The sequence below is a fragment of the Anseongella ginsenosidimutans genome, from assembly GCF_008033235.1.
In the GTDB taxonomy this organism is placed as follows: Bacteria; Bacteroidota; Bacteroidia; order Sphingobacteriales; family Sphingobacteriaceae; genus Anseongella; species Anseongella ginsenosidimutans.
Genome location: NZ_CP042432.1, coordinates 1,673,486 through 1,697,923, shown reverse-complemented (window position 1 = coordinate 1,697,923; position 24,438 = coordinate 1,673,486). Strand labels below are relative to the sequence as shown.

The 24,438-nt window shown below is 44.7% G+C and carries 23 protein-coding genes and 1 pseudogene; 2 read left to right on the top strand and 22 right to left on the bottom strand.

Translation table 11 applies throughout. The annotated features are described in order from the left end of the window. Positions 1–3 precede the first annotated feature (3 nt). The 10 genes from FRZ59_RS07145 to FRZ59_RS07100 form a co-directional block, all read right to left on the bottom strand. Entirely contained in the window at positions 4–1,194 is a 1,191-nt protein-coding gene (locus FRZ59_RS07145; RefSeq protein WP_132130598.1) for a UDP-N-acetylglucosamine 4,6-dehydratase, read from the bottom strand. Further along, entirely contained in the window at positions 1,191–2,498 is a 1,308-nt protein-coding gene (locus FRZ59_RS07140) for a nucleotide sugar dehydrogenase (RefSeq protein ID WP_132130599.1), read from the bottom strand. Before FRZ59_RS07140 ends, FRZ59_RS07145 begins: the two co-directional genes overlap by 4 nt. Positions 2,499–2,516: 18 nt before the next feature. After that, on the bottom strand, positions 2,517–3,014 hold the full coding sequence (locus FRZ59_RS07135; RefSeq protein ID WP_132130600.1) for a UpxY family transcription antiterminator: 498 nt from the start codon (positions 3,012–3,014) through the stop codon (positions 2,517–2,519). Between the two features lie 11 nt (positions 3,015–3,025). After that, positions 3,026–3,322 carry a hypothetical protein gene (locus tag FRZ59_RS07130; RefSeq protein WP_132130601.1) on the bottom strand — a complete coding sequence of 99 codons (297 nt, stop codon included), beginning with the start codon at positions 3,320–3,322 and terminating at the stop codon, positions 3,026–3,028. A gap of 101 nt (positions 3,323–3,423) precedes the next feature. Beyond that, a complete protein-coding gene (locus FRZ59_RS07125; RefSeq protein WP_132130602.1) occupies positions 3,424–3,972 on the bottom strand; it encodes a helix-turn-helix domain-containing protein in 549 nt (182 codons plus the stop codon). Between the two features lie 164 nt (positions 3,973–4,136). Next, positions 4,137–6,587 carry a GumC family protein gene (locus tag FRZ59_RS07120; protein ID WP_132130603.1) on the bottom strand — a complete coding sequence of 817 codons (2,451 nt, stop codon included), beginning with the start codon at positions 6,585–6,587 and terminating at the stop codon, positions 4,137–4,139. Then, positions 6,577–7,350: a tyrosine-protein phosphatase gene (locus FRZ59_RS07115; protein WP_132130604.1), complete on the bottom strand. Its 774-nt coding sequence runs from the start codon at positions 7,348–7,350 to the stop codon at positions 6,577–6,579. Before FRZ59_RS07115 ends, FRZ59_RS07120 begins: the two co-directional genes overlap by 11 nt. A gap of 10 nt (positions 7,351–7,360) precedes the next feature. Further along, positions 7,361–8,134 (bottom strand): polysaccharide biosynthesis/export family protein, encoded by a 774-nt coding sequence (locus tag FRZ59_RS07110; RefSeq protein ID WP_132130605.1) that lies wholly within the window; start codon positions 8,132–8,134, stop codon positions 7,361–7,363. A 116-nt stretch (positions 8,135–8,250) separates the two neighbouring features. Beyond that, entirely contained in the window at positions 8,251–9,093 is an 843-nt protein-coding gene (locus FRZ59_RS07105; protein ID WP_132130606.1) for an O-methyltransferase, read from the bottom strand. 162 nt (positions 9,094–9,255) lie between these two features. Then, a complete protein-coding gene (locus FRZ59_RS07100; protein ID WP_132130607.1) occupies positions 9,256–9,678 on the bottom strand; it encodes a hypothetical protein in 423 nt (140 codons plus the stop codon). Between the two features lie 175 nt (positions 9,679–9,853). On the opposite strand from FRZ59_RS07100, the gene FRZ59_RS07095 reads away from it, so the two are divergent. Further along, a complete protein-coding gene (locus tag FRZ59_RS07095; protein ID WP_132130608.1) occupies positions 9,854–11,413 on the top strand; it encodes a hypothetical protein in 1,560 nt (519 codons plus the stop codon). Here FRZ59_RS07095 and FRZ59_RS07090 read toward each other — a convergent pair. Together FRZ59_RS07090 and FRZ59_RS18980 are read right to left on the bottom strand one after the other, a co-directional pair. After that, entirely contained in the window at positions 11,400–12,779 is a 1,380-nt protein-coding gene (locus tag FRZ59_RS07090; protein WP_158640555.1) for a heparinase II/III family protein, read from the bottom strand. The two genes, FRZ59_RS07095 and FRZ59_RS07090, sit on opposite strands and share 14 nt — an antisense overlap. 224 nt (positions 12,780–13,003) lie before the next feature. Beyond that, complete coding sequence (locus FRZ59_RS18980) at positions 13,004–13,531, bottom strand: glycosyltransferase (protein WP_262713169.1); 528 nt, start codon at positions 13,529–13,531, stop codon at positions 13,004–13,006. Between FRZ59_RS18980 and FRZ59_RS18975 the strand changes: the two genes are divergently transcribed. Then, a complete protein-coding gene (locus FRZ59_RS18975) occupies positions 13,523–13,690 on the top strand; it encodes a hypothetical protein (RefSeq protein ID WP_225975311.1) in 168 nt (55 codons plus the stop codon). The two genes, FRZ59_RS18980 and FRZ59_RS18975, sit on opposite strands and share 9 nt — an antisense overlap. Here the strand turns inward: FRZ59_RS18975 and FRZ59_RS19935 are convergent. The 10 genes and pseudogenes from FRZ59_RS19935 to FRZ59_RS18965 form a co-directional block, all read right to left on the bottom strand. Then, positions 13,682–14,230, bottom strand: a pseudogene (locus tag FRZ59_RS19935) (glycosyltransferase); the annotation flags it as partial. The gene FRZ59_RS18975 and the pseudogene FRZ59_RS19935 sit on opposite strands and share 9 nt — an antisense overlap. Further along, positions 14,205–15,326 (bottom strand): glycosyltransferase, encoded by a 1,122-nt coding sequence (locus FRZ59_RS07080; protein WP_132130611.1) that lies wholly within the window; start codon positions 15,324–15,326, stop codon positions 14,205–14,207. The gene FRZ59_RS07080 and the pseudogene FRZ59_RS19935, both read right to left, overlap by 26 nt. Continuing rightward, entirely contained in the window at positions 15,323–16,288 is a 966-nt protein-coding gene (locus tag FRZ59_RS07075; protein ID WP_132130612.1) for a glycosyltransferase, read from the bottom strand. The genes FRZ59_RS07080 and FRZ59_RS07075 overlap by 4 nt, the downstream gene beginning before the upstream one ends. Before the next feature lie 9 nt (positions 16,289–16,297). Continuing rightward, positions 16,298–18,160: a DUF4091 domain-containing protein gene (locus FRZ59_RS07070; RefSeq protein WP_158640554.1), complete on the bottom strand. Its 1,863-nt coding sequence runs from the start codon at positions 18,158–18,160 to the stop codon at positions 16,298–16,300. A 188-nt stretch (positions 18,161–18,348) separates the two neighbouring features. Further along, complete coding sequence (locus tag FRZ59_RS07065) at positions 18,349–19,671, bottom strand: hypothetical protein (protein ID WP_147698267.1); 1,323 nt, start codon at positions 19,669–19,671, stop codon at positions 18,349–18,351. A 12-nt stretch (positions 19,672–19,683) separates the two neighbouring features. Continuing rightward, positions 19,684–20,739 carry a Wzz/FepE/Etk N-terminal domain-containing protein gene (locus FRZ59_RS07060; protein WP_132130615.1) on the bottom strand — a complete coding sequence of 352 codons (1,056 nt, stop codon included), beginning with the start codon at positions 20,737–20,739 and terminating at the stop codon, positions 19,684–19,686. 9 nt (positions 20,740–20,748) lie between these two features. Further along, complete coding sequence (locus FRZ59_RS07055; RefSeq protein ID WP_158640553.1) at positions 20,749–21,807, bottom strand: glycosyltransferase; 1,059 nt, start codon at positions 21,805–21,807, stop codon at positions 20,749–20,751. Positions 21,808–21,871: 64 nt separating this feature from the next. Then, positions 21,872–22,786 carry a glycosyltransferase family 2 protein gene (locus tag FRZ59_RS07050; protein ID WP_132130617.1) on the bottom strand — a complete coding sequence of 305 codons (915 nt, stop codon included), beginning with the start codon at positions 22,784–22,786 and terminating at the stop codon, positions 21,872–21,874. Between the two features lie 11 nt (positions 22,787–22,797). Next, positions 22,798–23,760: a glycosyltransferase family 2 protein gene (locus FRZ59_RS07045; protein WP_132130618.1), complete on the bottom strand. Its 963-nt coding sequence runs from the start codon at positions 23,758–23,760 to the stop codon at positions 22,798–22,800. Next, entirely contained in the window at positions 23,757–24,422 is a 666-nt protein-coding gene (locus FRZ59_RS18965) for a CatB-related O-acetyltransferase (protein ID WP_225975230.1), read from the bottom strand. The genes FRZ59_RS07045 and FRZ59_RS18965 overlap by 4 nt, the downstream gene beginning before the upstream one ends. Positions 24,423–24,438 lie beyond the last annotated feature (16 nt).

Here is a 24,438-nt window from a genome sequence, read left to right as displayed (position 1 = left end):
GCTTCACATTTTAGAATCGAGATACTTCCCGGTTTCTTTATGGTGAAAATCCGGAATCATTTCAAAAAAAAGATCAAGAATTTCCATTTTCGTCCAATTGCCAGATTTCCGCAGTATGTCAACTCTTTTAGCAAAGTGTATTAGTTTTTCGTCTTTGACGATTAAGTCATTTTTGATTACCCCCAAATTTCTAAAACGACTCATATCAAGCACCTCCTTGGAAGTAAAGAATTCTTCGAAATCTTTTTCCCCTGTGGTATCACTATTTGTAAACAAACATGGCCAATCTCTTTTATGCGATAGTGTATCAACTAAGAGTCTGGCTTCCTCTTCAGTATCACATATAAATGGTTTATATCCTAGCTCGTTAAGATATTTTATTGCTATATCCGCAAAGGTTATTAAATGGAGATTCTCGCTCAGCTTTGGAAAAAATATATCACGGTTCTCGCCAAAAATACAAGACATCAAACACAGCTCCCCCGACTCCTTAGGAGTAACGAAATACCGTTTAATATCCTTAGGCGCCACAATAGGTTGACGTTTTTGAATACGCTGATTAAAACCATATAATAAAGAGCCGTCAGAAAACGCAACATTCGCAAACCTGGCGGTTGAAATCTCAATCTCCTGACTTCTTCGCATTAGAAACATTTCCATGATTCGTTTTGATGCTCCCATCATGTTAACGGGATTCGCAGCTTTGTCTGTGGAAACGCAGAAGTATTTTTTAGCTCCTTTTTTAATTGCTTGTTGAATAGTCTTTTCTGTGTTAAACACGTTAACATCAAGCATGCGCATCAATGTAAAAGGATCCTTCTCACTACGTACATGCTTTAGTGCGGAAAGGTTTAACACATAATCGTATTTGCCATCCGCATTTATAAAAGCATCATATTCAACAGAGCCTATGTCTAATGCAAACGTCTGAAAATCACCAGGAATATACCCAAGAGAACTTCGAATATCGCGCACAAGTTCAACCATATTATTCTCACTGATATCGACAACGTGCAATTTTTTGGGATTGCGCTTGAATATCTCTTTGGTAACCGCCTGTCCAATTGACCCGGCTCCCCCTATAACCAGAAAGCTGGAACTACTCACTACCGATCTAAGCTCATTGTCATAGATTTCGATATCATCTTGGAACAGCTCTCTCTTTCGACCAATTAACTTTAATATATCCATCATAATCTCCCATCAACTAGCGCCCGGTCCAAACAAGCTTTGGTATCGAATATAATTCCGTTATTCCTTTTTACCTTTTCATAGTCAAAGTTTAAAAACTCGTTGTGAGCTACTGCCACTACAATTGCGTCATAAACTACCGCTTTGTCAATATCATTAAGAATCTTCACTCCATACTCCTCTTCAACCTCGTGAGCATTAGCCCACGGATCATAAATTTCTACCTCAAGGCCATATTGCTTCAATTCATGATAAATATCTACTACCCTCGTATTCCTGACATCAGGACAATTTTCCTTAAACGTTATACCCATAATAAGCGCCCGTGAACCCCTAATCCTATGATCCTTCGCGATCATTAACTTTACAACCTTGCTTGCGACGAACATTCCCATATTATCGTTAACTCTACGACCTGATAGTATCACCTGCGGATGATAACCTAACGATTGAGCCTTATGAGCCAAATAGTATGGATCTACTCCTATACAGTGACCTCCTACAAGCCCGGGACTATATTTTAGAAAGTTCCATTTGGTTCCGGCCGCGTCAATCACATCATGAGTATCAATTCCCACCCGATCAAAAATCAAGGCTAATTCGTTAACAAAGGAGATGTTTACGTCTCTTTGCGCATTTTCAATCGCTTTCGAAGCTTCTGCCACCTTCATATTAGGTGCTTTATGGGTTCCTGCAGTAATAATGGATTTGTACAGATCATCTACCCGACAGGCTATTTCAGGTGTCGAGCCGCTGGTAACCTTTTTGATCTTAGTAAGGGTATTGATCTTGTCGCCGGGATTAATCCGTTCCGGCGAATATCCACAGAAAAAGTCCTTATTAAATTTCAGGCCCGATACTTTTTCCAGCTGAGGCACACAATCTTCTTCTGTACAACCCGGATATACGGTAGATTCGTAAATGACCAGATCGCCCTTCTTAAGTACTGAACCGATCATTTCGGAGGCTTTTAATAATGGACGAAGATCGGGAGCCTTGAATTGGTCAATTGGTGTAGGAACGGTAACAATATAAGTATTGTAACTCCGTAAGTCCTTTGTATCAGATGAAAAATGCAGTCCAAGGTTCTTTTTTCCGCTGCGCTTGAGTTCCGTAACACTTTTCAATGTGTCTATATCTGCTTCCTGCGTCCGGTCTCTGCATTGGCTGAGTTCCTTTACCCTTTCTTCGTTAATATCGAAACCTAGCACATCGTATTTTTTGCCGAATTCAACGGCAAGGGGAAGCCCAACATAACCTAGTCCGATCACGGCTATGCGAGCATTAGGTACATTTTTATTGTTCATGAAATTGCTATTGATATATTATAGAGGTCGCACCTGCGGCTTAGGTACATTTACAGTAATAACTGTTTCAAGTGATTCAATCAGCAACACCACCCTCTTGTCTTCTTTCCTGAGCAGGTAGCCCTCGTTTTCCTGCCAAAGGCCTTGTACAATCTTTACCCGGTCGCCAGGCTCCAGGTTTTGCAGGCTTTCAACTTCATAGTCGCCGCCCTTTTCTTCGAGCAAGGCCCGCAGGCGAGCTATTTCTTCATCCCTTACAACAGCTGGCTTTTTAAGCCACCAAAGGAAGCGAACGGCGCCAGGGGTTTCAAGCGCTGCAGCGCTGTCTTTTTCATAGTCTTCCAGCTGCACAAATACGTAGGAGCGGATCAGGGGTTCCTTTACTTTTTTCCGCCGGTCGCTCCATTGTTTCAGGGTTTCCTGCAAGGGACAGTAAGCGGATATGCCCTTGCTTTGCAGGAGACCGGTAAGTTTTTTTTCGTTTCGGGGTTTGGTATAGAGGGCGTACCAGGGCATGTTACGCGGAGTCAGAATAATACTTTGGAAAAAAATATCAATGCGATTTGAATAACACCAACGCCCACTACCCAAACGATAGTTTCAATCTTCGCCTTATGTATGCGATCCATTAATTCTTCTTTGTCGGATTTCATTTCCCGAACCAGATGCACTTTATCTTCTTTGGTGAGCAGGTGTGGCTTCATGTTCTTAATCTTTCGTTCGCTAACTGCTTCCACTGCTTCTACGGCAGCCTTGGCGTCTTGTTCATTATGGAAATACCTGGTTAGTATTTCATACAGTGTTAGGGTTGCTGAGGCAGACATGATTCTTAATTTGTTTTTCAACCCGAATTTAACAAATTTAGTTCTCTACACCGCCATATTACCCTGGCTTTCCCAAAATCTGAAGTTTTAACTACTGTAATTCAAGCTGTTCTAACCCGCCTTCCATTCTCCCACAGCAGCAAAAAGTCCGTAACCAGCGGCAAAGGCTGCTTCGCCCATTCCCTGGTTTCATACGTGAGAAAGCGAACTTTCCGCCCGGTGATGGCCTCCGCTTTTTCCACCAGCCGAAGCAGGTAAACTTTGTCGATATTGCCAATGAAAACCAGGTCAATAACCCCGCTGTCCTTGCCGGAGGCATAGTCGCCGGCCAGGTACACCTTTTCAAGGTCTCCCAGGCGCTCTGTTACCGATTCGATGACCCGGTCAATCCCTATGTATTTCAGCAAAATGCTTTGCAGCTCGCGGTAGAGGGGATGACTGGTATTGGCGCGGTACATTTTCTTATTTCCGCTATTAGCAGAAGTAACCATTTCCGCTTTTTCAAAACGGTTAAGTTCCACCCGTACGGAATTTGTGCTTTCGCCAAACTCATCCGCCAGGCCCCGCAGGTAGGCGGTATTCTCCGGGTTCAGGAAGAGCCTGAGCAATAATTTGATTCTTGTTTTAGAGGAAATGAGTGCGTCTAACATGGCTTCGCCCGGTCAGTCCCATTTTAAAAACTTTTGGGATAGACTTTGAGTAATTTTTTTACTCGAACTTACTTAAAAAAATACCCGGAACTTCACATTCAGGGTACTCGTTATATTAACTAACGGCCGCGTGATTTATTGCATGGTTATGCATTAATCTTGCGTTAATTAGCCGTTACTCGTTTCTTCAGTTTATCCCACCAGGAGTCTTCGTTCTCGTAGTAGGCATTATCATAGTACGCGCTGTAATTGGCGTAATATTTATTATAGCCTCCGTAGCTGAATTCTTCGTCATTGAGGCTGGAATACAGGTCGTCTTTCTTGTAATCATTCACGACAATGTACATGTTATTCAGCTTGTATTCATTAGCAATGCTGAGCGGCAGCTCGTAGGAACGGCTGCTGGAATAGAGCCAGCGAACAACAAAAATATTAAGGTCGGCCCGCCGGACAATTGGTATGCTATCGCTTACCAGTCCAATAGGCGCGGTATCGATCAGGATATAGTCGTAATGGGGTTTCAAATCCTCGATGGCTGCCCAGAAACGGTCCTGGTACAGAAGTTCCGAAGGATTTAGCGGCACGGGGCCGGAAGTAATAAAGTCGAGTCCTTGTACGGCGGAATGCTGCACGATCACATTAGGATCATGCTGGCCATTGGACAGGAAGGTACTTAAACCAACCCGGTTGGGGTTATTGAAATAGCGGTGCAGCTTGGACCGCCGCAGGTCAGAGGCCATGATCAGCACTTTTTTGCCCAGCTTGGTCATGGCAATGGCGATATTCAGGGATACGAACGATTTGCCTTCGCCGGATACTTCGGAAGTAAGGGCAATTACCTTTTTATTCCCGTTTTGTGTCAGGTACGCAATATTCGTACGAATCGCATTGATGGTTTCGGAGAACACGCTGCGGTTTTCCAGCAGTTCTTTCAGAGCTTCACGGGATTGGGTGACATCTTCGGGAAAGTGGTTGATCACTCCCAGCACGGATACGCCGTTAAGCTGGTTGAGTCCCGCCAGGTTGGCAAAACGATTATTAAGCATGCGCTTCAGGAAGATAAGGCCGACACCGGAACCAAGGCCAAGGATCAGGAACACGGCCATGATCATCGTGGTTTTGGGCGCTACCTTTTTAGAGACCCGGGGCATATCCAGTACCGAGAAAGAGGGCAGCACGCCCGCCTTGGTAATAGACGACTCCAGCTTTTTGTTCAGCAGCATGCTGTACATATTCTGGTTCACCTGCACGTCGCTGGTGAGGGAAATCAGGTCTTTCTCGGCCGTGGGCATACTCCCCAGGCGGCTATTGATCTTCGCAATTTCGGAATTGATCACCTGTATGGCTTGCTGATTCTTTTGCTGCTGCACCTGGGCGCTTTGCACAATACGGCCTTCTAATCCCGCAATTTCTTCATCCAGGTTCTTTACCTGCGAAGATTCCGGCGAATAATTCAACAGCATTTGCCGGCGCTGGGCCCGCAGCTCGTTCAGCTGCCCCACCATTCCTACCAGCACCTGATCAGTGGAATTGTCCAGGCCGATAACGCCGCCGATCACTTCTTCGCCGCTTTGAATATCATTGGTAAGCACGCCTATATTCTGGCGCTGGATCTCCAGCGTATTTTTCTGCAGGTTCAGCTCGGTAAGGCTCTGCAGCATTTCGGCCGATGAGGCCTGTATATCGATGAAGTCGTATTGTTTCTTGTAGTCTTCCAGTTTGGAAGATGATTCGCCAAGGAGGCTTTCGAAAATGCCCACCTGTTCGTTGATAAAGCCCAGCGTCTGGTCGGAAGAACGGCGCTTCAGCTCCAGGTCGTATTCCTCATAAGATAGCATGAGGGCCTTCAGAAAATCCCGCGTGAGCAATGAATTATTGCCGGTGAACGATGCCTTTAATACAGGTACTCCCTTTTCAGCCTCGGAAATGTTCAGCGAATTGACAATATTTTCCTTAATGGTGAAAAAATCCAGGTAGGAGAAGCTGATATCGCTGTGACCTACTCCGTGAATGCTATTCAGCACAAACTGCAGCCCTGGAACGCTCACGGTATCGCCTTGGCGAAGCTGAAAGCTTTGCTCAGGGCCTGCGCCCGGGTAATAGTTTATTTCCAGCGCTTCCTCTCCGTAATTAAGGTTAAAGGTTCCGCGGTGGAATTCATCGGGATTGTAATAGATCACATCCGCTTCAAAAGGTTTTGCCGGGTAAATATTCGCCATGCGCAAACCTTCCCTGGCCTCGAAGCTAAAGTGGTGGCCCATGGTATCCAGGGCTTTGCTTACGAGGCTCACGGATTTCAGGGTATAGATCTCCGCCAGGTATTGCTGGTCCTTCATAAAATCAGGAAACAGCATCTGGCTCATATCCGTTACCTGTGATTGTTCGTTGCTGTTGTACTTCAAGGTAGCTTCGGCCTGGTATTCCGGGTGGGTCACCTTCAGAAAGAGGTAACAGAGTACCACGGACAGTAAAAGCGTACCAAGTACCCAGTACCAGCGGCTTTTTAACACCTTTAAAAGGTTGTTCAGGTTTATCTGTACGTCCTCCGCCTGCATGTTCTGCCAGAAAGGGGCGCTGCCGTTACTAGCCGCACCATTTGTCGCCTTATTTTCCATCCAGTTCGAGGAATTTGTTCATCAAATATATCTCACTTGCACGCTGCACCCATGGGTCCTTCCCGGAAGATTCGATGTGATAAAGGTGGTCCGGCTTATGCGTATCCGTACCGATGAAGTCCACCAATTCATTATCAAGCAGGATACGTGCCATTTTTTGTTCGGGGCTGCCGTAATAGCCGGCCAAAGATAAGAGATTTACCTGCAACAGCCAACCCTGGGATTTTAAGGTTTCGAATTTATTAAGGTTCTTATACCAGTAGCGGTATCTTTCCGGGTGCGCCAGGATGGGAAAGAAGCCTTTGTCCATGACGGAACGGGCTACTTCACCCAAATCAATCATGGGGCGCCGGGAAAAAGAAACCTCGATCAATAAATAATTACCGGGAAGAGGCAGCAGCTGATCGCTCCGGAGGGCTTCTAAAAAGCCTTCATCCAGGTAGTATTCCGCCGAATATTGTATATGGACATTGATCCCTTTACGTATGCAGGCTTCAGCCAGCCGCTCCCAGGCAGCGCGAATAGTAGCTGGTGTATTGGGGAACATACTCTGCTTCACGTGCGGGGTAGCTATGAAGCGGTCAATGCCCATGGAATTATATTGTTCCAGAAGTGCAATGCTGGCTTCCACATCGGGCGCCCCGTCATCGATCCCGGGCAGGATATGGCAATGCATGTCGGTCTGCATCCAGTCCAGCCGGAAACCTGATCCGGCTTCGCGGACCTCCCCTTCTTCACTGCGTCTGCGAAACAAAGACAACATACCGCTTGCTTTACTTAGCTAAGGTATTAATTAATATAATAGAATTCAATACCAGCAATACGGGCTGAATAAAGGCCGAAATGTTCCGGAATTTGGCCGCGCTGACGGTTGCCCGGGAAGGCGGCAAATACACCACGTCGTTGCTGTGGATCACGATATTGGTCAGCGCCGGATCGGCCAGGTTATGAATGTCTAAATCAAAAAGCATGGGTTTCGACGCTGAAGCCGAATCTGCCCCGATCCCATTCCTGATCAGGATCAGCTGCTTGCCCAGCTGCTCGAAATTAACGCCTCCCGCCAGGGAAAGCACCTCTCCCAGGGTTTGATTCTCGCGCGTCATGGGATACATACCTTGATTATATACTGCTCCCAGGACCTTTACCATCCTGTTGCTTACATTCACGTAAAAAGCGGGATCATTAATGGTGCCGGCATAGGCCTGCTCCACCGCCTGCGCCGCTTCTTCTTCGGTAAGGCCCTGGGCATTGATCCTGCCTGCCTTGGGAAGCACCACTTCGCCGTCTTCTTCCACCCATACCTGGAATTCAGGCACCTGTCCCTGCCGGGAGGAGCTTGCCCCGGTCATCGAATTTTCGATGATGACCGACGACAGGTTATTAAAGCTTTGCACAGTCAGCTGATCCCCGGGTTGTATCCGGTACTCAACGGTATCGTGTAAAAAAGTGGGAATATTTTCCCCATAAGGTGTGCCACTATATTTCGGGCTCGCGCAGGAAGTGAGTAAGAGGGCTATAGCTATAATGGATAGGAAATAGTATTTCATGTACGCTCCTTTGATCTCGTTTTAATTGGTTTGGGCCTTGCAAATGCTGTACCAAGGTGTGCAGCATTGTGCAAAAGCGTGGAGCAAAGATAGCATAATTTAGGTTGCGATGCCGGCTATATTTTGAAGCGAAACATCTGCTTTCTGCCGGCCCTTTGCTTGTAATAGGTAATAATCCCAAGCTTGCTCAAATCAAAACTAGATCCGGAATTTTCGTCACGTATGAGGTAATCCCAGGCTTTCCGCATTCCATCTGACCAGTTTATATCATCGAATATGACAATGGCCCGGTCATTCAGATACGGTTGTAATAATTGATAATATTCCTTTGTGGCATGCTCATCATGGTGTCCGTCAATAAATGCAAAATCAATTGCGGGGTTTTGCTCCTGCAAAAAGGAAGGCAGCGTATCCCCAAACCTGCCTACCGTAATGGTAAAGCCGCCCAGCTGGAGGTCCCTGAAATTATTCTCGGCAATTCCGGCATACGATTCTACCCCTTCAAATGTGGCCAGGTGGCCATTATGTCGTTGAAGAGCTGCCAGTTGATACATGGCCGAAACGCCTAAGTTGGTTCCAAGTTCCAAGCAGTAGGCCGGCCGCGCTCTTTTTACCAGGCTATACAAAAGGTAAGCCCATGCTGGCGCGATGGCGGCTTTCTGGCATACCTCTCCAATGATTGTCGTTCTTTGTACTCCTGTAATGGATTCTCCTTCCTGAAAAAGAGCGTCCGTTGTCCCCGCCCCGAAATCGGTAATCTCCACTTCTAATTTGCTTTTCTCAAGCTCCCTTCTTCTATTTTCGATTTTGTTTATCCAGTGCAGATCTGCATCGGAGGGAGTCTTAAAGGAGTCCAGGATGGACTCCAGAATATGCCTTTCTACATCATTGTTTTTGAAAAGGCCAAGTTTCGCTTTTATTCTCCTGACTTCCAGGGTTCTCCAGAGCCGCTTTAACATGTTTTTTACCACGACTTATCATTTAGATTATATAAAATCACCCTATGTCAAGATAGCGCTTTTTCTTTAAAGTGGCATGTCTTGTCATTAATATGTTAAAGATTTTTTTAACCTCGTGGCGGGGCAGTCAGAAGGCGCGATGTACTGTCAGTTTCCGCTGGTTTAAAAGAAATATCCCAAGCTGAAGCCGGCGAAGGAAACGGTGCCGCCGTCGGTCCAGGTTTCCAGCTTTGCCGCCAACTCAAAATGGTGGAGCTGGAGGCCGATACCCGGGCTGAGAATGAGGGCCGTTCCTGTTCCCGGTTCCAGAAAGAAAACAGCGCCTGTTTCGGCCTTCAGGAAAAGGTGTGGGGTGGCGAAATATTTTGTGCCCAGGCGGATGGGAAGAGCTTTCCAATCATCGATCTTATAAGCGAGATACACGTCTTCAAATGACTTGCCCTGAACATGCAAATAGCCAGCAGAAAACGTGAGCTGCACATCGTTATCAATGGCATACGTAGCCGCCAGGCTTCCTCCCACCCCCCTTTTATAATTTTTCCCCGCATCGCCCAGGAAACTGCCGGCTTCGAAAATCAAACCCATTCCTAATGAGCTACCAGAAGTACTTTGGCCTAACGCTTGTCCTGCTATTATAAACAGTAAGAAGGCTGAAAACAATAGCTCTCTCCCAAAGAATATCGTATTTTTCATATATTTGGTTTCCTAAACTCGCCTGTATATAATGTGTAAATATGGCTATTTTATACTGATCTGTTTAATGCTTTCTACCGCAGTCTCGTGTAAGAAAGATGATATTCTGCTTACTAAGGAGACATATACGGAACTTACCATCAAATATGAGAATTTTCCTGATTTCTCCTTTGCCGGATATGAACAGAGTGAAGAAGCAATTCCGCTGGTACCGGTAAAAATTGTGATTGAAGCTGGAGAGGGAGATGATGCAGGGCTCATTCAGGATGCGATAGACACGGTCTCCAACTTGCCTGTTATAAATGGCTTCAGGGGGGCCGTATTACTTAAGGCGGGAACCTACGAAGTTGGGCAAACCATATATATACGCACTAACGGAGTCGTGCTTAGAGGAGAAGGGCAGGGAGAAGCGGGAACCATAATAATGGCCACCGCAAAACCGCGGGAATTAGGGCTTACAAAAGTGAGTGAGTTTCAACAATATAACCTGATAGAGATTGAAGGGTCAGCGGATCCTATTGAACTTTCCGGCGGCGCTGTTATTGCTGCGGACCGGTTACATGTTGGCGCCAGATCCATTCCGGTAAATACTGCTTCGGACCTGCGGAAGGGTGATCATATTGGAGTGGTTAAAACACCGGATCAAAATTGGATCTCTGCCCTTGGAATGGATCAGTATGGATGGACACCAGAACAATACACCACAATCCACCGTCGAAAAATAGCCCAAATCAAGGATAATGTGATCGTACTTGACATTCCGCTGGTAGACCAGATTCAAAAAAGCCTGGGAGGAGGTAATATTGTCAAGTTATCCCTGCCGAAACGTGTGTCAAATTCGGGAGTGGAAAATTTACGGCTGATTTCAATAGCAGACAGCGAGTTCGAGTTGGACGAAAATCGCGTCTGGACTGCTGTCCGCTTGTCCCGGACGGTGAATTGCTGGGTACGAAATATTACCGCCGTAAACTTTATTTTTACTTGTGTGAGTATTGGGAGGGAATCGGATTTTAACACCATTCAGGATTGCGCCATGTTGGACCCTACTGGTCAAACCATTGGTGATCGCAAATATGCTTTTCTTATTGAAGGAGGTGGGGGAATGGGGAATCTTTTTCAGCGATGTTATTCAAAAGGCGGCAGGCACGATTTTGCAACTAGTTCAAAAGTAACCGGACCAAATGTTTTCCTGGACTGTTATGCAATAGATACACACAATGATACCGGTCCTCATCATCGTTGGGCTACTGGTATTTTATACGACAATATATATGCGGGGCGCATTACTGCCCGTAACCGTCGGGAGCTGGGCGGCGGACATGGCTGGGCCGGCGCGCAAAATATGTTCTGGAATTGCAAGGCTACGGAGGGATTTCAAATAGAGAGCCCTCCCAACGCTATAAACTGGTGCATCGGGTGCAGAGGCGAAAAGAACGGAAACGCTTATTGGGCCAGCTGGAGCATTCCTGTGAAGCCCCGCAGTTTTTTTCTGGAACAATTGAAAAACCGGCTGGGCCCGGCTGCGGTGGCCGCAGTAACGGTTCCCGCTCAGCTTGGCGACACGCCAATCTGGTCCGAACTTGAAAAATGGGCGGGTGGTAAAGACGCCATGGCTAAAGTAGAGTAAGCCTCCATTTTGCGACCGATGAAAACCTGCCGGCAATGCGCTGTGCGGGAACTAAATCATTGTATGCATTGCAATTGGAATAGGTTTCCAGGATTATTTCATCAAACCCAATTGCTTCTATCCACGCGTCCTTATCCACATATATCTTGTTTCCATTAATATGTATTTTCCGGTCCGGATGAAAATGCAAGCGGGAAACAGCTACTGTTTCGCGGGTACTCCCTTTCAGGAAATCTTCAATTAATAGTGTGTCGTCACACCAGTCAAACGTTCGTTGATGGGCACATTTCTGGCGCTCATATCCATCATGAACGGCAACCAGCCTATAGGGCGCTTCCATGATTATCCTCACATTTGCCCGTCTTCCCAGCCGAAACCCCCTCCATACTTCGGAAGAATTGAGTTCGTTTATGGTAACTGTATTATGCATACAGGTCGATCGCTCAAGAAGCCTTCTTACGTTTTTTTCATAAGTGGATACTCCGGTGTCTACTATGACCGGCCTGCCATGCAGGTGAACGCAGAAGCTGAAAGTATCGGCATGGGTATGCCCTGCCTGGTAGCCGGCTGTGACATTGCCGGCATCAAAACAAAATTCCGCGTTATTTTTCTTCCACATCCGGTAACCTGATTCTTTTAATTCCTTGTTCACAGCCGGGATATCCAATTCCCCTGAATAATCCGCCAGCTGCGCCGAATCCGGAGCTATTCCTGCCACGGCATCATTAAAGCAAGGAAACGACTTATCAGAAAAAGACATGTTATGCATCCAGCTTATCATGGAGGAAGCATAGCTGCGCAAACGTGCTTCAAATTCCTCGCATCCATTGAACTTCCGGCTGTGTTGCAACAGGTTAATGGTATCAAGCAGCCGGTGAAGAATAATGTGATGATACATAGGGCTCTGTTCAAAATGCCCGCCATCCGCTAATATCTGTTTTTCCAGTTCGACTAAAACAATGTATTTTCCAGTATTGTAAAATCCGGGCTGCTGGAGAAAACATCCTCCAATCACCAGAGCAAATCCGTTTTCAAGCAAATGGTTACCCATTATATGGTATTCCAGCCGCCCGGAAAGCCGGCTGCACTGCCAATAGATCGCTTTCAGCAAATATGGGTCCGGGCGCCGGTGAGCCACCATAAATTTAACCCAGTTAATGATCCTGAGCGAGGTTGGATAAGGCTCTAAACCATCCTTTAATGAGGAGAACCTTTTAATATAGTTCTCTATAAGAGATAGCCCCGTCTGCTCGCTGCATCCGGCCGACAACAGAAATTCAAAATAATTCAGGTTGTAGGTCCAGAGCTTACCATAATTTGAGAAATTCCAATCAATTTCGCCTTCGAATACGGCAGTATGTCCCACGAAACGGAACGAGTATGATTGTTCGCTCTTTGTAAAAGAAAGTGAAACAGCACTGGAAACAGGAGAGTGCGGCATTTCTTGCCGGCTAAAAGCTGCCTCCGGATCGATTTCTATTGTAGCAGGGTTGTAAGGCATACTCCTTTCTGGAACGAGCCTATACCTGACCTGGTAGTACACTTGCTTAAACTTGAGATATCTGATTGTCCGGAGAAGTGTTAAGAAACTCATGAACCAGTATTTAGCGTGTTTTGAATGATACGGAACATATTCTTTGCAAGCCTCTTGCGATCAAAATCAGCTGCAAGTCGTTTACATCCGGCCTGATACTGGGATTTAAGTTCATGCCGATTAGTATAGTACCAGGATAGCTGGTCTATAAAATTTTGGGAGTTTTCGGGTTCAAAATAAAATCCAGCCTCATATTGGCCAATCAGCTGCCGGGCTTCACCCTCTACTCCTAGAAAAATAGGAATATGCATGGCTGCGGTTTCAAAAATCTTTGAGGGGATCACTTTTTTGAACGTGTCTGACTGTTTCAAAGGAACTAACGCGATATCCATTATCGAAAGATACCGAGGTATTTCGTTTTTATCAACGGAATCCAGGAAAGTCACATTATCAAGTTGATCTCTTTCTTTTATTTCCAAAAGCCGTCCCTTTTCAGCCCCATTTCCAATGAATAAAAACCGAAAAGGCTGCAACCCCTTAAACGCTGCAGCACATTCCAGGATAAAATCAAGCTTATGGGCCATTCCATGCGTACCGGTATAACCAATGATGAATTGATTTTCCAGTTGCAGCTGTTCAATGAGGCCCTGATCTCTTTCCCGGGGCTGGAAAAGCTCGAAATTAACCCCGTTCTTTATAACGCTTACCTTGCTTCGGTCTATGCCGCGCTGAAGGAGATTTGATTTGAAAGATTCTGTAACCACAATAACTGCGGCCGCTTTCCTGTACAAATGAAGTTCCAGCCGTTCAAGAAGATTAAGCATCCTCCCCTGCTTCATGGCTCCTACGGTCTTGATCGACTCAGGCCAGAGGTCCCGAACTTCCATAATCCAGGGCTTCCGTTTTACGAAAGCAGCCGCATTAGCAGATAAGGCAGCAAAGAATTGGGGAGAGGTTGCCAGAATAATGTCACAGCGGCAAAATAGTGCGGCGAAAAAAGCCGCAACGCCAAAACTAATATAATCCAGGCTCCGTTTCGCAAAGCCTTCATTAGCGGTAATATAGCTCCATACTCGGATTACCCTTATCCCGTTCATATAGCTAACCTGGTATAGCTTATTGCGAAAGCCGGGATAAAGCTTGCCCTGCGGGAAATTTGGAAAGCACGTAACTATTGTTACTTCCGCCCCTTGTTTTACCCATTCAATACAATGCTCATAGGTACGAGTAGCGGGAGCGTTTACTTCAGGGGGAAAATTATCGGTTATAAACAAGACTTTCATATAATTTTTCATATTCCAGAGCGCAAATTCCAATTTCATAATGGTCCCTGAAAGATTGGGTTATCTCTTGCTTTCGCAATAAGTATTCGGAGGATCCGCAATGAAAAGCTTCGCGTAAAGCGTTAAAATATGCATCCTCAGATGTGTCATTAGCTAAAAAGCCGGCGCGTCCTACCATTTCCGGAATACCACCCACAGGAGTACAGACAGGCACACAACCAGCCGCAAAGGCTTCTATCAGGCTTATTGGCATGCCCTCATAAATACTGGAAAGGCAAAAGAAATCAACGGCCGCTAAATAATCGTTTACGTTCTCTTTCTCACCTAAATACCGGATACAATTATTACTTGTGTTTGATCGCAACAGGTCAGCTACGCGCTCTCCATAAGATGTTTCTGCGCATCTCCCTATCAATAATAATTGTGCGTCTGCGCCCGAGGCCCGAAGCCTTTCAAAAGCTTTGAAAAGCATCAAGGGATTCTTCGCATGATCTAACCTCCCCACGAACAGAAAAACGCGTGTGTTTTTCGTCTCTTTGTAGCTATCCACCTCCCGTCTGACCGCCTCAAACTGAGCCGACCGGACCGGGGGCGTCCGGCCATTGTAAATCATCTTGCTGTAAATTCCCGGATAAGCGTTCAAAAAACTTCTGGTACTTTCCTTTGAAATAGTCACGGGCACAACGTTCCGGTTCCGGAACATTAGCCGGCGGTACCATAAACCCTTAATATCAAGTGCCTCCCTAAATGCATCGCTATGTACGGTATGTACAGCTTTGTGTCCGCCTATCCAAAGCAATGGAGCCAGGTACTTAAAAGCGCCTACATGCGTATGAATGACATCTGGTCTGAATTTATTGATCTGTTTCCGGATTTTAGAAAACACACCGGTATCCAGGCCCCTTTTTTTGTCAACATATGCAATCGCCACGTGTTCACTTATCTGCTTGGAAAGAAGCAGGTTTCCCGGCAATTCCGGATGCGAGAAAAGCAGCACTTTTACTTCGCTTTTAAGCGCCAGCTGATTCGACAGATCCACTACAAATCTTTCTGCTCCTCCGCTATAAAGATTGGGAATTACCTGTAATATTTTCATTGGGTGAAAGAGTAGTATAATTCAACAATCGCTGGCAAGCCGTTATCAACCGGCTCCGTTGACGTTGTGTCCATGTTGGAATGGAGCATGATCGCCTCCCTGATCCTGGCAGGGTTCAAAGAAGTTAGTATAGTTTGCCGCGGACGCTCCACCACGCTTGACGCTATAACAATCTTGTTCAGATAAAGTGCTTCTTTAACCGATAAAGAATCGCCGTCGGTTGTGGTAATACGTAAAAAAACATGAGCCATTCTTAGGACTTCAAAAAAACTATGCTCGCCACTTATCAACAAAACATTTGGCGGTACCACTATTTCATTTTTCACAAAATAAGCGGCGTACATTCCCGAAGGATCCGAAATTATCAGGGCCTTATCTTCCGCTTCTTTAAATAGGGCTACCAGCGGAATAATTTGATAAACTTCGCACCCGTCCTTATCGTACTGAAGATAAGAGGCATTTGCTGCGTATATTGTCGCATACTTACTTCTTATTTCTTCAATTTGGTTCGCTATTTTAAAAGGCAATGTCTTTTCGGCGAGCGGAGGAATAAACGAAGAAATCAACCTGGAAGCCTTATTAACCCGGATAGCTCGTTCCAGGCTTCCGCTATTAAGGACTATGGGTATATCAGCCATGCCGAAAGAAACCCGGTCAACAAAGTTTTTAAGTGTACCATATCGTCCGACATTTCCGTGAAAGGTGAATAGGACCTTTTTTCCAAGGGCCTTCAGGAAGGTAATTATAAAAAAACGAAACCAGGGATTGGAGACATGAAGATGTACTATCTGCGCGCTAATCAATCGGCTGACTGTGAAAAAAATATTGTCCTTTCGAACATCCGCGAAATCGTGGTTGATGTTAAGTTTCTTCAAGTGTTCCAGTAAACGACTGACATGCACGGTTACCCCTCCGGTTGGAGGAGGAACAGTTCCCACTATCAGTATACCTGTTTCCTGCATGATGCAAACTTACAATTCGCGGATAATCTCCCTTCTGACGGAATCAGCTTTTGCCGTGTTTCCTGGTTCTTGTAATACCGACAGACAAAGTTTCCGTGCCGCATCCATACCAACCTTTTCGGAGTATATGGTTAACAGGCGATAATCTTCAATGCCCGCTTTGAAGGCCTCCCAACGCCGGCTAGGAATAAACTTGCTTTTATAATCATATACCACGGTATAGTCTGCATTGCTTCCGTCAAAATCATTCCAAGCCGTTGTCCGGTCTTCTCCTCTGACATCGCCATAGGCCCAAAACCCCACTCCCTTTAACTGGTAAGCGAACGCTTTCCAGCCAAGCAAGCGATACTTCTTATAGGGCGGTAGAGCTTTGGAACCATCCATTATCTCATACAGCCAAAGCTGCGAATCATTAAAACTGTGCGAGCTTAAGGTTTTTCCTCTGTCGAGTACCTGCATTATATCGGCTGATCCTTTCACTTTGGGTATTATAGCAGGATCAAAGACCGTTAAAAAAATCTTTGCATCTTCCCGCCGGGACTTTATCCATTTAGTGAATTCAACATATTGTACTAATTCATTATTCCTAACTTCGTCAAACGGGTATAAATAAAGGCTGCTTTCGGGTATGCCTTGGCTTTTCATTAATTTCACTACTGCGTCATACCCTTTAAGAAACCGGCTCTTCCAGCTTTCAGATAAAAAATAATCCTGTCCGCTTTGCACATAAGTTCTGAAATTGAGGAACAGAAATATTTTTTCAAAGTCTTTTCCATGCCTTATATATTTCTCAAAAGCGGACAGGTCATGGTTTATCAATGCTGGAACAGCAACCTGTGGCGGGACAAAGAAAGTATTCACATAGTGGTTTAGCAGGTCGGTTTTGACGGCAGTTTCCCTGTTCTTTAAGAAAGGTGTGTTAAAATACGCCCAAACGTTTACATTAATACGATTATCTGCAGACAAACCTGACTGAATATCCCTTGCCTGTATTTTAAGGCTTGCTTCAGGATAGCTTTTATTGCCGGAAAACCCCAAGACCGGAGCGAATATTCCTGACTCATCTGCGCACAAAGCCGCTATAATAATTTTGGATTCCCCGGGATCAAGGGTAATCGACTGATTCCGCTTAAGGGGAATCCAGGCGTCCGGTATTAATTTGAACTCCCTTGTTTTAACTTCTTTGGCAGCGTAGGTTACTATATCCAAACTACCTTGACCTGTCCAGTTCAACCGTGTACTGATTTGCCCCAAAGTATTATTCAGAAGCCGGTAGGCAATGTATTCTGTGGTATTCAAACAGGTCGTTAGCTCCAACGGCGAAACCTTTAACAACGTTCCGTCTTCCCATGGCGAAGTGTACCGCTGAAGTACGAGGCCGTTTTGCAGCCCGGCATTGGGGGTTTTTACTTCCTGTTTATTTACCTCGTTAAATCGCTGGTTCCTGCTTTCTATTTCCGCTTTCTTTACGAAGGCCGCGATTTCCTGCTCTGTATAAAGATCATTTCCTTGCGGCAGCGCCTTTGCCTTCCCCGATGAAAGGATTTCGACTTCATCCGTAAAGAACATCGTTCCTTTAGGAACAATAACGAGTCGCAGAAACTTTGCCGGCACATCAATATCTGCCAATTGCAATTTTATTACTTGATAATAAGTGGTTTCTTTTTGTGCATTTGCGATCATATCCCCCAGGTACCGGAATGTTTTTCCATTCAAGCTTGCAAATACATGGATGTTCAGGGGTAATGAAACATCGGCGTCAGGATTTGTCGCCGTATTAAGGGTAATTTTATCCAGCTGAAATGCGGTTTTCCATGCAAAATTCAGAACTATTCGGGGAGTATGCTGCCATCCCAGAGTCAACTTATCCAACCATATAAGCTTAGCTTTGGAATACTTTCCATCTGTTAGAAAATTAGCGGTATTTTTTCCCTTAGTATAGGAATAATTAGGTACTTCGGAAACTGTAACCTGGCTTTGCAGGGCTATATTCTGCCCCAATAAGTGATAGGGAAGAAAAAAAGCAAAAACTGTTATCAAAATAACCCGATAATTCATAATCACCTGTTGTATAACTGATCATATTGATTTCTGCTGCGCATGGAAACAAATAACATTAACATAGCGCTTCCAGTAAATAAATACATCAAAAGGAACGGTTCTTTATATTCTATGATGAACATCCAAATGAGATAGAAAATAAAAAACAGCTTCTGGTTACGTCTTACCGACAATAATGCCATTTGTACATACATGCAAATAAATCCCAGATAATTTAAGACCAGCCCGACAACGCCGAATGCGAACAGCATACGTACATAGCCAATGTCGGACGGGATCATTCCCCAGGTCCTCGGATCTCCAAATAACAATACGCTATCTTTATCTGGTATAAACAAATGTTTTTCAAGGACTTCCAACGTGTGAATATTGCTTTCGGATCCTTCAAAGAAATCTATAAACTGCCCGAATGCCCATTTTTCCCAAAGAGCCAGGACCTCTCCTCCACCGGGCAATATAATTCCGCCTCCCGTAAAAATGAGATATAAACCTTTGAGCATAAAATAAATGGCTACAGCTATAAGAGGCACCCATAATAGTGGCAGCAATTTCTTAGTTGTAAATGTACCGGCCGCCAGGAGTAGTGTATAATAGAAGACTACTGCATACGGAACCATTACGAAACCGGTTCTGCCTGTAAACAGAATACCTACCAGGATCCATGGCAAACTGAGGAGTATAACAGTCCGGTCCTTCTTGCTTAGCTTTAGTGACGCTAAAAAATACGCAGCTATGAAGAACCCAAAGGAAAAGAACGCTGATTGCCCTGCGCCCGTACTCTGCATAAGCCCCCTTACCCTGAAAAAAGACACCGCCATATCTTCCTGGATATTGCCGCTTATAGGCAAAATCTTAAACATAAACTCTCTGTAAGGGGGAACAGCAAAATTCAAAAAGACCAGTATCCCTTGAATGGTAAATATTATTAAAAAAATGAATAAAAGCCGGTCGAGGGTAAAATCAGGCGGAAAGAAAAATAGCGCGATCAGGTAAGCGCCAAGCCCTATCTGAAAGAGCATTAATGCATAGTTACTAAACACCGCAATATTTTCAGCACCTGTCAATACCACACCCAAACCAGCATAAGTAAGGCAGAGAAAAAAAGGAATAATTGCCCGGAAAGTTGGCTCATGATAGAAAAAAATCACTTTATTCCTTACCAGCAAGATACTTGTGATGGCAATATAAAGAATGGCCAGACGCGCGGTATTGATCGGAAAGAACGAAAATTGCAGCGAATAAACAAAAGCCAGAACAAGAATTACCTCACCAACTCTGGTATCCTTCAATAAACGGCTTTCTTGCAGAACATGCGCTGTCATGAAACCTGCACCTTAAAGATTTCTCTGTAAAAAAGTACTGATAAAAATGATTGATATTGCCGCTACAACGCCCAAAACAACCGAAAAAATACAATAAATAACGAATCGAGGTGCTACCGGAGAATTTACGTTCATCGGGATGGGGGGTTCAATAACCATAAACGTTGACTTTTCTTCTTCAATTCCTATCCGGGCTTCCTCCAGTCGCAAAGCAAGAGAATTATACACATTTTGTGAAATTTGGGATTCTACGGCCAGTTTTTGTAATTCTACTGAAGGTATCGCGGATATTACATTCCTGTTTCTGTCTTTTGCCCTGGCCAATGCAGCCTGTGCCTGATAGGCTTCTTCTTTTGCTTTCTGCACTTGTTCTTCCAGGTATGCGATATTGTGATGCTGCTTATCGTATTCATAATCAGATATATAATCCGAAAGTTCTTTTATTACGATTCTTGCGGCTTCCGCGCTTACGTCCGGATCCTGTAGTTTTACTGATACATTTATAACCGGCGATTTTTCGCTGAGCGAAAAATCTATCCTGTTCCGCAATATATTAACCGCCCTCCTCGTAAGACCGTCGACATGAAAGGTTTTCAGGTATCGGAACTGACCAGGATCTTCTTCTGTGATTTTATAGCTTACCGTATCGTTAGAAGAAACTACGGAAGGTTTCCCGCCAAAAAGACTGGATATCTTTTGCTGAAGGCTCACGATCATCGCCTGTGCCAGATAGTCTTTCAGGTACACTGAATCCCCCTTATACATTACCTTATGCTGTCCTACTTCGATCAGGTAAGGAGTACTATAAATAATGTCTTCGTAGACCAGCGCGTTCAGACCATTTTGTTCCGTAATATTTATACCGGCAAGATTGGCAAGGGCTCCCAACCCTCCTTTTTTATTGTCCGCTGTGCCCTCAACCGCCAGCAAGGCTTCTCCTGAATATTCCTTTGGAGTGATCAGGTAGGCAAAGAGGCCTATCATTAAAGCAATGATGACGGAAACCAGGATAGTCTTCCATCGTCTGAAAAGCGTGTCATAGATTTCCCGAAAGGAGGTTTGTTGCATGGCTACTTCTTAGGTTATATCGATTAGTTTTTGGGCTCGGGCTTTCCACGTATAGCATTCGGCAAATTCCTTGTAAGACTGTTCGGCCAGCGACTTTGCATATGTCTTTTCAACCATTAGCCTTTTAATAGCGCTCACCCATTCCGTGGAATTCGCACAATCTACCAGTATGGAGTTCTTTTCGTTCAGCACCTCCCGTATAGTGGGAAGGTCAGAGGCAATTACGGGCTTCCGGCTGCTCATATATTCCAGAATTTTAATGGGATTCATATAGGGTGTTTGATTACCTGTCACTCCTTCGGGTGCGGTTATTTCCTGATAAGGGGCCAGCAATACATCGCAACTGTTCCGATATTTATACACTTCCGGATAGGGCACAAAACCAATAAAATAAATGTTTTTACTTTTAATTTTTGATTTCCAGTCAATAATATCTTTCTCCTCACCGCCAACAACGTAAAAATCGACTGCGCTCATCTGTTGTGCGATATTTATAATAATATCTATTCCCCGGCCTTTGTATAATTGTCCGAAGTAACCAACTTTAAACCTGGATTTATCGCCAGGAAGTTCTATCTGAGTTTCCAGGGGAAACGCCTGGGATCCATTGTGTGCCACTTGTATATTTCCCGGATCAAATCCCGACCCCTTGAAAATATCCGATCTCACATAAATCTCTTTCAAGGCATGCGAGTTCACCACCATTTTTTTAAAAGATCGTTGTCGGATCATGATCCTGAATAGTTTCAGCGGGAATTTCCCGCTTTCCCAAATGGGCCCGTGTGTATCAAAAACGGTTGGATAACCCAGTAGCGCCGCTATTGTACATCCATGTACTGACCGGCCGGTAACCAAATCGGGGTTCATCTTTTTTAGTTTCGCAATAAAGTGCAAGCTGAAAAAAGTGGACCGCCCTTTAAATGCAGGAAAGAACAGCCTTTCTATCCGGAAAAGATTACTTACACCGTAAAAAGAATATACGTCGTTTACCTTTTCCTTTGGCTCAATTGCCGGAAAGAAAGCCGTTGTATCGTGTCCGAGCGCCGCTATTTCATTGCAAATATTCATGGCGTGAATACTGTTTGCATTGCGAGAGGGGACATAACAATGAAATATATAAGCAATCTTCATATTACCAGAGTGCAGGATTGAACGCGATCTTTAGTATATAATCCATGTTATACTTTATTTTTACAAGTAAACCGTCCTCATTGAACCTGCTCCGGGCTTTTGCTACATAATATCTTTTTAGCATAATCTTATGATATTCCTTTTTTGCATCTACTGTTATCAACCATGAACGTAGCTTCTTCATGAAATGATACATTGAATGGTAGTCGCGTTTCGTAATCCTGTTATCAGCATGAACCCATCGCACAGCGACCGGATTGATGTGCGCTCCGGGAACGAACTTCCCATACCAGGCAATTCTGATCCAGAGGTCGGTATCTTCATCAAGTTGCAGCCGCGTACTGAACATTCCGGCCTTTTTAAGTATCGCCTTTTTAATTGTAATGCCATCAGTACTCGGATAACCGTTATCTCCAAGCAGCAAAGAACGAAAAAAAGCCTCGCCCTGCAAAGGTTTCAACGTGTAGGTGAGATAATTCTCCGATTCTTTAGGTGAGATTTTCCTGAGACGGCAAAATTCGTTCCTTGCCTGCTCGCTTTCATATGCGGTTCCGATAGGTTCATACACGGCAGTGGCATCGGGATCATTTTCAAACGCCTTTTTCGTTTCGAGAAACCTTCCCGGAAGGCAAAAATCATCGGCATCTAAAAATGCGATATACTCACACGAGGCATGCTCAATGCCGAGGTTTCTGGATGCACTTGCCCCCCGGTTCTCTCCATTGGGATGCCGGAATAGTTTAACTTTCTGGTACTGATTTGCATATTCCTTGCAAATGGCTAAGGCATCATCGGGGAAACCATCTTCCACCAGGATAACTTCATGAACATACTCTTGACGAACGACAGATTCGATAGCCCGCCCTATATATTTTTCTGCATTATAAACTGGTATGATCACCGATACCCTGAACATGTCTGTCAAATCTAAAACAAGTGAATATCCTTCAACAGGTAATACGCAATTTGCGGATATTTCAACAAGCTCCTTTCGTGGTTTTTATAATATACAGCGCCCACATGTTTTTTATACGCTTTTATCCGCGCCGCCAAAGGTAACCCAGCGGGCAACTTTTTTCTTTTCTCCCGCGCGTACCGCGGTATCTCCATGCTATATCGTAGCAGTTCCCGGTAAATATAAAGGTTGCTTGCCTTTTTCAATTCGGCTGTTAAGCGTCCCTCGCTTCGCAGATATTTTTGTATTTTTAAGCTCAGCTCGATCCGATTGTTCAAAATCTCCTGTAGCTTTTCCTTATCTGAGGATTTACAAACGGATTCTTGCTGTACATAAGCTATCGTCTTTCTCTTATGACTGAAGTACAGCCTGGGCTCTACCTGAAGTATCCTGAACAATAAATCATATTCAAGGGATGAACGAATATCTTCGTTCCATCCGCCTACTTTCATCAACAACTCCTTTTGCCATAAGTTGGAGCAGGTGCATCCCAGGCGAACAGTTATTAACCCCATCCATGGGTTTTCATTCGCTATTCTGGAAATTGTGCTGGATTCCCCGGTTTCCGACTTCGATATCAGATCAAAATCTTCAATAATCAGCTCCGGCTGATATTGCCTGATAATGGTCGCCTGGTTTTCCAGTTTGTCCGGCAGCAGTTCATCATCCGCATCCAGAAATTGAATCCATTCTCCCTTTGCTTCATATAAACCCCGGTTCCTAGCTGCACTCGCCCCGGCTTTGGTTTCCCGGAATATCCGTATTTTTTCAGGATGACTCGCCGCTGCCTTTTTCAGGAATTCCCAGGTATTATCGACAGAGTTATTATCTACCAGTATTATTTCAATATCCTGGTAGGTCTGGCTAAGGCTGCTGTCAATAGCCCGCTGTACAAATTGTGATGCATTGTAACATGGGATAACAACAGAGATCATATCACGTGCTTTAATTTCTCTAACGTAAAACTGCCTTTGAATATATCTTTATTTGATTTTATCTTTTCATCCGGCCAGTTCCACCATTGTATCTCTTCTAACCTCGTGATTATTTCTTCCGAAAAACGATATTTAATGACCCGGGCCGGGTTTCCGGCCACGATGGCAAAAGCGGGAACATCTTTGGTTATGACACTATTAGCAGCGATTACAGCGCCATTACCAATTTTTACCCCGGATAATAAAGCACATCCCGCGCCGATCCACACATCCGATCCGATATCTATCGGCCCCTTGGAACAAATATCCGCCTCCATACCTTCCTTGAACAGGTTGGCTGAGATAAAATAACTTGTTAGACGCGAATGATCGTGATCGTATTCCTGAATGAGTACGTTAGGAGCAATAGAACAAAAGTTTCCGATAGTAATAGGATGTATACGGCAGGAAATGTGAGTATTAGGGCCATTAAGAGAAGTATACCTGCCAATATGAACAGTACCGCCGGTAATTTTTACACCTCCCCTTATCGCCGTTCCCTCGCTTGTCTGAATATCCCCCGAGATACAGGCGTTATTAATAATTGACTTTGCATGTATACAGCCACCCTTATCCAGCGATATGGCGACGTGCTGATTGAGGGATTTATAAATTTTATTCATCAACCTCTTCCAAATT

Bases quoted from the DNA above. Each gene is read 5' to 3' on its own strand.
- FRZ59_RS07145 (WP_132130598.1), bottom strand. From the start codon at position 1,194: ATGATGGATATATTAAAGTTAATTGGTCGAAAGAGAGAGCTGTTCCAA.
- FRZ59_RS07140 (WP_132130599.1), bottom strand. From the start codon at position 2,498: ATGAACAATAAAAATGTACCTAATGCTCGCATAGCCGTGATCGGACTA.
- FRZ59_RS07135 (WP_132130600.1), bottom strand. From the start codon at position 3,014: ATGCCCTGGTACGCCCTCTATACCAAACCCCGAAACGAAAAAAAACTT.
- FRZ59_RS07130 (WP_132130601.1), bottom strand. From the start codon at position 3,322: ATGTCTGCCTCAGCAACCCTAACACTGTATGAAATACTAACCAGGTAT.
- FRZ59_RS07125 (WP_132130602.1), bottom strand. From the start codon at position 3,972: ATGTTAGACGCACTCATTTCCTCTAAAACAAGAATCAAATTATTGCTC.
- FRZ59_RS07120 (WP_132130603.1), bottom strand. From the start codon at position 6,587: ATGGAAAATAAGGCGACAAATGGTGCGGCTAGTAACGGCAGCGCCCCT.
- FRZ59_RS07115 (WP_132130604.1), bottom strand. From the start codon at position 7,350: ATGTTGTCTTTGTTTCGCAGACGCAGTGAAGAAGGGGAGGTCCGCGAA.
- FRZ59_RS07110 (WP_132130605.1), bottom strand. From the start codon at position 8,134: ATGAAATACTATTTCCTATCCATTATAGCTATAGCCCTCTTACTCACT.
- FRZ59_RS07105 (WP_132130606.1), bottom strand. From the start codon at position 9,093: ATGTTAAAGCGGCTCTGGAGAACCCTGGAAGTCAGGAGAATAAAAGCG.
- FRZ59_RS07100 (WP_132130607.1), bottom strand. From the start codon at position 9,678: ATGGGTTTGATTTTCGAAGCCGGCAGTTTCCTGGGCGATGCGGGGAAA.
- FRZ59_RS07095 (WP_132130608.1), top strand. From the start codon at position 9,854: ATGCTTTCTACCGCAGTCTCGTGTAAGAAAGATGATATTCTGCTTACT.
- FRZ59_RS18975 (WP_225975311.1), top strand. From the start codon at position 13,523: ATGGGCCATTCCATGCGTACCGGTATAACCAATGATGAATTGATTTTC.
- FRZ59_RS18980 (WP_262713169.1), bottom strand. From the start codon at position 13,531: ATGGCCCATAAGCTTGATTTTATCCTGGAATGTGCTGCAGCGTTTAAG.
- FRZ59_RS07080 (WP_132130611.1), bottom strand. From the start codon at position 15,326: ATGAAAATATTACAGGTAATTCCCAATCTTTATAGCGGAGGAGCAGAA.
- FRZ59_RS07075 (WP_132130612.1), bottom strand. From the start codon at position 16,288: ATGCAGGAAACAGGTATACTGATAGTGGGAACTGTTCCTCCTCCAACC.
- FRZ59_RS07065 (WP_147698267.1), bottom strand. From the start codon at position 19,671: ATGACAGCGCATGTTCTGCAAGAAAGCCGTTTATTGAAGGATACCAGA.
- FRZ59_RS07060 (WP_132130615.1), bottom strand. From the start codon at position 20,739: ATGCAACAAACCTCCTTTCGGGAAATCTATGACACGCTTTTCAGACGA.
- FRZ59_RS07055 (WP_158640553.1), bottom strand. From the start codon at position 21,807: ATGAATATTTGCAATGAAATAGCGGCGCTCGGACACGATACAACGGCT.
- FRZ59_RS07050 (WP_132130617.1), bottom strand. From the start codon at position 22,786: ATGTTCAGGGTATCGGTGATCATACCAGTTTATAATGCAGAAAAATAT.
- FRZ59_RS07045 (WP_132130618.1), bottom strand. From the start codon at position 23,760: ATGATCTCTGTTGTTATCCCATGTTACAATGCATCACAATTTGTACAG.
- FRZ59_RS18965 (WP_225975230.1), bottom strand. From the start codon at position 24,422: ATGAATAAAATTTATAAATCCCTCAATCAGCACGTCGCCATATCGCTG.